Consider the following 6,337-nt stretch of genomic DNA (forward strand, 5'->3'; position numbering starts at 1 on the left):
ATTAGAACTGACTTTCTCAAGCCTTTTAAAAGCTCGAAGAGCAAAATAGGCTTGAGAAAGACAAAAACAATAAACTGCGTTTCAGATTTCTAGAATAAATTTCCGAGAATAACTTTACACATATACATATCAAACCATATCAACAGTTCAGGCAAAGTCCTGATATAATGATTACTCTTGTCACATGCCTATAAAACAATCATCAGAACGGCGTCTTCTTGTGCGTTCGGCTTTCAGCTAACTGGTGTTTATTTTCTGAAATAGTCAGAATACTTTTTCATTATTTCACCTTGAGCTTCATCCATCAGATTGATATGTGCAGTCACTAAAGTCTTTACTTCATCTGCCTGCTTAGATTTTACTGCTTTAATCAGCCCTTCATGCTCATCTACAATCTGATTGTAGTCAAATGTTATGTCTTTCAGATGAAGCCAGCGGAAACGGTCAAGATGCACACTGGCTTCTTTTATCCACTGCCATGCCTGTGCTTTACCGACAAGTTCATAACACTGCTTATGAAACTCATTGTCAACATCAAAATAATCAGAAACATTATTATTCTTAAAGGTCTCTCTTTGTCTATCCAGAATTTTCCACAGCATTTTCTCGGACTTTTCATCCATCACACCGCACAGCTCTGTCATCACTTCTTTTTCTACACATTCTCGAATAAAACGTGCCTGTAATGCTCTACTCATATCTATTCTGGATACATACGTTCCTGACTGAGGAAAGGTGAAAATCAGATTCTGTTTTTTCAACTGCTTCAATGATTCTCTGATTGGCGTTCGTCCCACTTCTAGAAGATCGATCAAATGAGATTCTGAAATTTTCTGACCTGGATACAAGTCAAGTTTGATAATCATTTCTCTTAAAACTTCATACGTCTGGTCCTGCAAAGTGATAGTCTGCATAAATACCTTCCTAACTTAAATATGTCATACTTGTATATTAATATCATAAATATATCACATCTGAACAGTCAGTGGCACCATTTTATGAAAACCCCATCATTATTGTCCCGCCTGTCTTCTCTAATATTAAGACTTGCTTTATCGTTTTCCTCCCGATGTTTGAACAGCAAATTAATCTGCATCTGTCTATCAGTACATCTATCTCATTAATCATACGTATGAAAAAAGCTAGACTCATTCAGAAGGAAGACCTTCTAAACAAGCCTAGCATGTTCATAGTGCACTATAGATCATATCATCTGGATGACCAGCAGCTTTAACGTCAGCGTGCTCCGCCGCCTCCGCCACCCATGGCACCGCCCCCACCACCGATGGAGGTCGATCCGCCGAAGCCACCTGAAGATGAGTAGCCGCTGTGCATACTGCTGGAAAACACATGCAAGCCTGGATAATACGTATAGTAGTACGGGATATACTCGATATCCTGTTCTGCCCAGTCCGGCATGATTGCTTCAATAGACTTGATCACTTCTTCTTCTTTTCCATACAAGCCTGCCCACATCAGGAATGACTCTTCAGGAATCAGCTGTTTATAGCTGAGTGATTTGTCCTCACCTAATGCATTCAGATGATTTTCAAACTGGGTCAGATGATCGTAGAGCCTCTGACCTTTTTTTGTAATCGATGTATACGGCAGTCGTGCAGTCAGGAAAGAAACAGTATCTTCCTTGATATACCCCTCTGCAATCATCAGATCTCTGGAGTCGTCAAGAAGCTGCTTATCAAGCTTGTGAAGTTTGTCTGCCTGTTTTTGAGCCCATTTCTTCATTTCTTTACTGCTCATCTGGTAGCTGCTGTCAGTCGCTTCGATCAGAGAATTCCAGAGTTCTGCTTCAACTGTTGATCCTGCCAGGTCTTGCTGTGATTTCCTCTCAAAGGTCTCCGGAACAAAAGTCAGACGGGTCTTATTTTTTCTGCCTTCCTCGCCTTCTTCTATAATCAGACATTTTTCCTTAGACCATTTCAGTAAGAAGGCAAAGAAATAATGCTCAACCGTTCCCATCTGCAGCTGTTTCAGGAAGAAGGCAACATCTGTAATATCACCATCTTTGTAAGGAATGTCTGTGTAATACATCCCTTTGTTCCGTTTGCGTTGTTCGTAGAAATTAGGGATTTTCCCGCCATCTTTTTTCAGCTGTTCAATTTTTACCAGAACGGCTAATACAGCTAGTACAAACGCTACCGATGCACCGATAATAACAGAGATGACTGTCCCACTCAGTCCTCCTCCACCCGCACCTCCACGTCCAGGATCCTGCTCTATATCCTCAACGACTTCAGCAAGGGTTCGTTCATCATAATATGACAGCAGGAACGGATTATTAAGAAACTGTACAATTACCGCGACATTCTGGTTGTCTTCCAGTTCAGCCTGAGTATAAGTACGGACCTCTCCATCAAGCAGATCAATCTTTCCCTCATAACCGAATCCCCAGATTCTAGTCGTATCCTGAGTGAAATCGAATGGCCCGATTATATCGATCGTCAGATTTTCAGGAGGAATGTCTCCAAATGTATTGAAATTCCAGTGCATGGACTGCCCGTCTTCCATCTGTCTGACTATATTGCTAAGAGTATAGGTCACTACATACTCGTTACGCCCATAGTCTCCGATCCCCCATATCAGTTCCGTTTCAGACGAACTGTCATCTATGCCATATGATCCGGCTTTATCTTCTCTGGAAGCATTGGAATCCCAATCAGTCTGTTCTTCCATACCTTCAACGTAGAAGTCGATGACTTCCACACCATCGGTCTCTTCTATGACGATAAAGAGTTCAGTTCCTTCTTCCATAGTCATGTCCCGTCGTTCAGTAATAACGGCCGTCCCGTTTTCGAGCAGCTGGACATCAATAGTCAAGTCGTGCAATGTATTTCCCTGTGCCTTTACCGGACTAGCTGTAAATATACTTCCTGTAATCAGCACAACCAGCCAGCCTACCCACCCATACTTCATGATTGCTCCTCCTTTTTTTTCTCTCTTGATAACAGTATATATAATAAAAAAGAGAAAAAATATAGTCTTAGGACTGATTTTTTCTCTTTAGCTCGTCAATTGTTCTGATTTTCCGATTGACCGGCATCAGTTTCCCCAGTTTCCCGGACTCCATAAAGTCCCATCCAATTCTCCCTGAAGCTGCTCTTTACGTGTTTCCTGTTCTTTAATCAGATCTGCTGCTGCTTTAAGGAGTGCTTTCTGTTTATAATCCCGGCTTGAATCGAAAAGCTGGTCTAGTTCCCTGATGATCCAATCCTGTTCATCCATCTTCTTCCACCTTTCATTCATGATAATTATCAATATGCATGCGCAGTTCATCCAGTTCCATTCTATTATCTTCAATAAGCTCAATCACCTGTTCGATAATGAATTCAGGCTGATCAGTACCCAAGGTTTCAGTAGCTGTCTCCTTCAGTTCGGCAACTATCCATTCTTCGCGAGATTTGAGGGAATCCGGTTTTTTTAGTGTAAGATACTGCTGATAACGGATCAGCAGTCCCATCCGCTCCTCTTCACTCATATACGCATACTGAAAAATAGAGAGCGGCTTGAGATAAGTCATACCGATTTTTCTAGCCACCGCTTGGAACGGCTTGGTCAATTCACTGATACTGTACCCTTCCTGTCCACCCGTCTGGTACTCCTTTTCTGAGAGACCTATGGACAGGACGAGTCCCAGTTCTTTGCCCTTGAGCTTGTCCCCTCTATACCCGAAAGCAAAATGTTCGGTCAGAACCTCATCTTGCCAGTGCTTTAAAAAGGGGGGAGACGAATACCAATAGAATGGAAACTGAAAAATGATACGGTCGTGAGACTTGAGCAGCTCCTGCTCATGTTTTACATCTATGACTCCATCAGGGTAAGTTTTTTCGAGCGGATGCAGTGTCACCTGCTCCAGTGAACGGTCTGACAAAGCCTGAATAAGAAACTGCTGGCTACCTGATTCATCTATGCTCGGATGGCTGATAATGACTAATGTTTTCAAATCTATTCTCCTTCCCGTTCGATATATGGTATAAGTATACCAAAAAGTCCTTTCTCAGAAGTGAATAATTAGAATTTCATTTTGAAAACGAGTACAATATGGTTAGAGAAAACAATAAGGAGGCAGAATATTATTATGAAGAAAATTATCAATCAGCCTGATCAGGTCGTCGATGATATGCTCAATGGATTGGCATATGCCTACGACTCGCTGGTCAGGCGTGTATCTGACACAACTGTGATTGCGCGGACACTTGAGCCATCTGGAAAAGTCGGACTGGTCAGCGGTGGAGGAAGCGGACATGAACCCAGTCATGCCGGCTTTGTCGGCAAAGGTATGCTGTCAGCGGCTGTAGCCGGGCAAGTCTTCACGTCCCCTACACCAGATCAGATTCTTGAAGGCATAAAAGCGGCAGACGAAGGTCAAGGCGTTTTTCTTGTCATCAAGAACTACACAGGTGATGTCATGAACTTCGACATGGCAAAGGAACTCGCTGAACTCGAAGATATCGAAGTCGATTCCATTGTTGTTGATGACGACATCGCTGTAGAAGACAGTACATTTACAGCCGGCCGAAGAGGAGTCGCTGGGACAGTCTTCATGCATAAGATTCTTGGAGCGGCAGCTGAATCAGGTGCATCACTCAAAAATATCAAGGCACTGGCTGAACAAGTAAATGACAATCTGTACTCTATCGGTCTGGCACTTTCCCCTGCAACCAATCCTGAAGTAGGCAAGCCGGGATTTGAGCTTGAAGATAATGAAATAGAGTTCGGAATCGGCATACACGGAGAACCTGGATACAGCCGTGAGAATCTGAAACCATCGAAAGAACTGGCTGAAGAATTTTTATCCAAACTAAAAAAAGAAGTAGACTGGTCAGCTGGAGACAAGTTTGCCGTGATGGTAAATGGAATGGGTGCTACTCCGCTGATGGAGCAGTTTGTCTTTATGAACGATATCAGAGCTTTGCTGGATGACGGCGAAGAACTGGAACTGGTCTACAGAAAAGTAGGCGATTATATGACGGCAATCGATATGGCAGGGGTTTCCTTGACATTACTGAAAATAGAAGATGAACAATGGATCGACTACCTTAATGCACCTGTTGAGGTCATTGGCTGGTAGATAACTGGAAGGAGCGTTTAAATGGCACAGACAGAAAAATGGATAAAAAGTTTCGAACACTTCAGCAAAAAAATAACTGATGAGAAAAGTTTTCTCAACGAACTCGATTCTGCAATCGGGGACGGGGATCATGGAAGCAACTTGACAAGAGGTGTAGCGGCTGTCAATGAGAAACTGGAGCAGCAAAGCTACGATAATCTGTCAGACCTTTTCAAGGACATCGGAATGGTCCTCGTAAGTAAAGTCGGTGGAGCCAGTGGTCCCTTGTACGGATCGGCTTTTATCTCCATGGCCAAAAAGTCCAAGGAATCAGATGACATTTCAACTCTCCTATCCTCCGGTCTCGACGGCATAATTAAACGGGGTAAAGCTGAAACAGGTGAGAAAACGATGGTTGACGTCTGGGCTCCAGCAGTCGATGCATTGAAGGATGGGACACTTGATCAGTCAGTGATCGACAGTGCTCTGGAAAGCACGATAGACATGAAAGCGACTAAAGGGCGGGCATCTTATCTAGGAGACCGTTCAATCGGTCACATCGATCCCGGGGCACAATCGAGCGCTTATTTCTTTGAAAGTCTTCTGGAAGCGGGTGTGACTGATGAGTAAATCTTTTGGTGTGCTTCTCGTCTCTCATGTTGAACGTGTCGCTTCCGGTCTGAAACAGCTTCTGGACCAGGTCGCTTCCGACGTGACGATCAAAACAGCAGGTGGAACTGAAGACGGCGACGTCGGGACATCCTTTGATCTGATCAGCGAGACTCTGGAATCTTTTGAAGAAGATAATGTCCTGTGCTTCTATGATCTGGGAAGCGCAAAGATGAATCTGGACATGGCAACTGAAATGACTGAAAAAAATGTGGAGATTTTAAACACTGCATTCATAGAAGGAGCCTATACAACAGCTTCACTGCTGCAGGCTGATGTCCCACTGGATAATATTAAAGAACAGATCAGTAAGCTTGTTATAAAAGAGTAATCGAGTAGGAGGTAAATAATTAATTTATTTACCGTCCTCTCACACCACCGTACGTACGGTTCCGTATACGGCGGTTCAATATCTTAAGTAAGCAGACTCTGCCAGGTCTCGTAGTGGAACTACGTTCCAACGGTAGAGTCTTTTTGTTGTAAGCACCCAATGAACCTCAGGTGTTTTTGATAATCTCCAGTACTTCTTTCTGGAGTAGCCTATGCGTTTAGCACTGTCCATATCTAGACCTAAACGCATTAATCTGCTAATCTTAGTACGCG

At 43.2% G+C, this 6,337-nt stretch carries 7 protein-coding genes and 1 pseudogene; 3 read left to right on the top strand and 5 right to left on the bottom strand.

Annotation, left to right across the window (positions count from 1 at the left end; translation table 11 throughout):
- Positions 1-248: 248 nt before the first annotated feature.
- The 4 genes from ACYQ2O_RS09820 to ACYQ2O_RS09835 all read right to left on the bottom strand — a co-directional run bounded on the left by ACYQ2O_RS09820 (position 249) and on the right by ACYQ2O_RS09835 (position 3,958).
- The gene (locus ACYQ2O_RS09820; RefSeq protein ID WP_346024719.1) at positions 249-914 is read right to left on the bottom strand and encodes a GntR family transcriptional regulator; all 666 of its coding nucleotides are present in this window, start codon (positions 912-914) and stop codon (positions 249-251) included.
- A 322-nt stretch (positions 915-1,236) separates the two neighbouring features.
- Positions 1,237-2,931 (bottom strand): DUF2207 domain-containing protein, encoded by a 1,695-nt coding sequence (locus tag ACYQ2O_RS09825; protein WP_459770720.1) that lies wholly within the window; start codon positions 2,929-2,931, stop codon positions 1,237-1,239.
- Between the two features lie 126 nt (positions 2,932-3,057).
- Positions 3,058-3,240, bottom strand: a complete 183-nt coding sequence (locus tag ACYQ2O_RS09830; protein ID WP_459770718.1) for a hypothetical protein — start codon at positions 3,238-3,240, stop codon at positions 3,058-3,060.
- A 13-nt stretch (positions 3,241-3,253) separates the two neighbouring features.
- Positions 3,254-3,958, bottom strand: coding sequence for an NAD(P)H-dependent oxidoreductase (locus ACYQ2O_RS09835; RefSeq protein WP_346024722.1), 705 nt, complete (start codon positions 3,956-3,958; stop codon positions 3,254-3,256).
- A gap of 135 nt (positions 3,959-4,093) precedes the next feature.
- Here ACYQ2O_RS09835 and dhaK point away from each other — a divergent pair, with 135 nt between their 5' ends.
- From dhaK to dhaM, 3 genes are read left to right on the top strand one after another with little or no spacing between them, the layout of a single operon-like run.
- Positions 4,094-5,086 carry a dihydroxyacetone kinase subunit DhaK gene (dhaK, locus tag ACYQ2O_RS09840; RefSeq protein WP_459770716.1) on the top strand — a complete coding sequence of 331 codons (993 nt, stop codon included), beginning with the start codon at positions 4,094-4,096 and terminating at the stop codon, positions 5,084-5,086.
- A gap of 21 nt (positions 5,087-5,107) precedes the next feature.
- A complete protein-coding gene (dhaL, locus tag ACYQ2O_RS09845) occupies positions 5,108-5,695 on the top strand; it encodes a dihydroxyacetone kinase subunit DhaL (RefSeq protein WP_459770714.1) in 588 nt (195 codons plus the stop codon).
- Positions 5,688-6,065, top strand: a complete 378-nt coding sequence (gene dhaM / locus ACYQ2O_RS09850; RefSeq protein ID WP_346024725.1) for a dihydroxyacetone kinase phosphoryl donor subunit DhaM — start codon at positions 5,688-5,690, stop codon at positions 6,063-6,065. The genes dhaL and dhaM overlap by 8 nt, the downstream gene beginning before the upstream one ends.
- 75 nt (positions 6,066-6,140) lie before the next feature.
- Here dhaM and ACYQ2O_RS09855 read toward each other — a convergent pair.
- Positions 6,141-6,337: pseudogene (locus tag ACYQ2O_RS09855) on the bottom strand (group II intron reverse transcriptase/maturase); the annotation flags it as partial.

This window comes from Alkalibacterium sp. m-11 (assembly GCF_054658155.1).

Excerpts from the sequence above, each read along its gene's own strand:
- ACYQ2O_RS09820 (WP_346024719.1), bottom strand. The coding sequence starts at position 914 with ATGCAGACTATCACTTTGCAGGACCAGACGTATGAAGTTTTAAGAGAA.
- ACYQ2O_RS09825 (WP_459770720.1), bottom strand. The coding sequence starts at position 2,931 with ATGAAGTATGGGTGGGTAGGCTGGCTGGTTGTGCTGATTACAGGAAGT.
- ACYQ2O_RS09830 (WP_459770718.1), bottom strand. The coding sequence starts at position 3,240 with ATGGATGAACAGGATTGGATCATCAGGGAACTAGACCAGCTTTTCGAT.
- dhaK (WP_459770716.1), top strand. The coding sequence starts at position 4,094 with ATGAAGAAAATTATCAATCAGCCTGATCAGGTCGTCGATGATATGCTC.
- dhaL (WP_459770714.1), top strand. The coding sequence starts at position 5,108 with ATGGCACAGACAGAAAAATGGATAAAAAGTTTCGAACACTTCAGCAAA.
- dhaM (WP_346024725.1), top strand. The coding sequence starts at position 5,688 with ATGAGTAAATCTTTTGGTGTGCTTCTCGTCTCTCATGTTGAACGTGTC.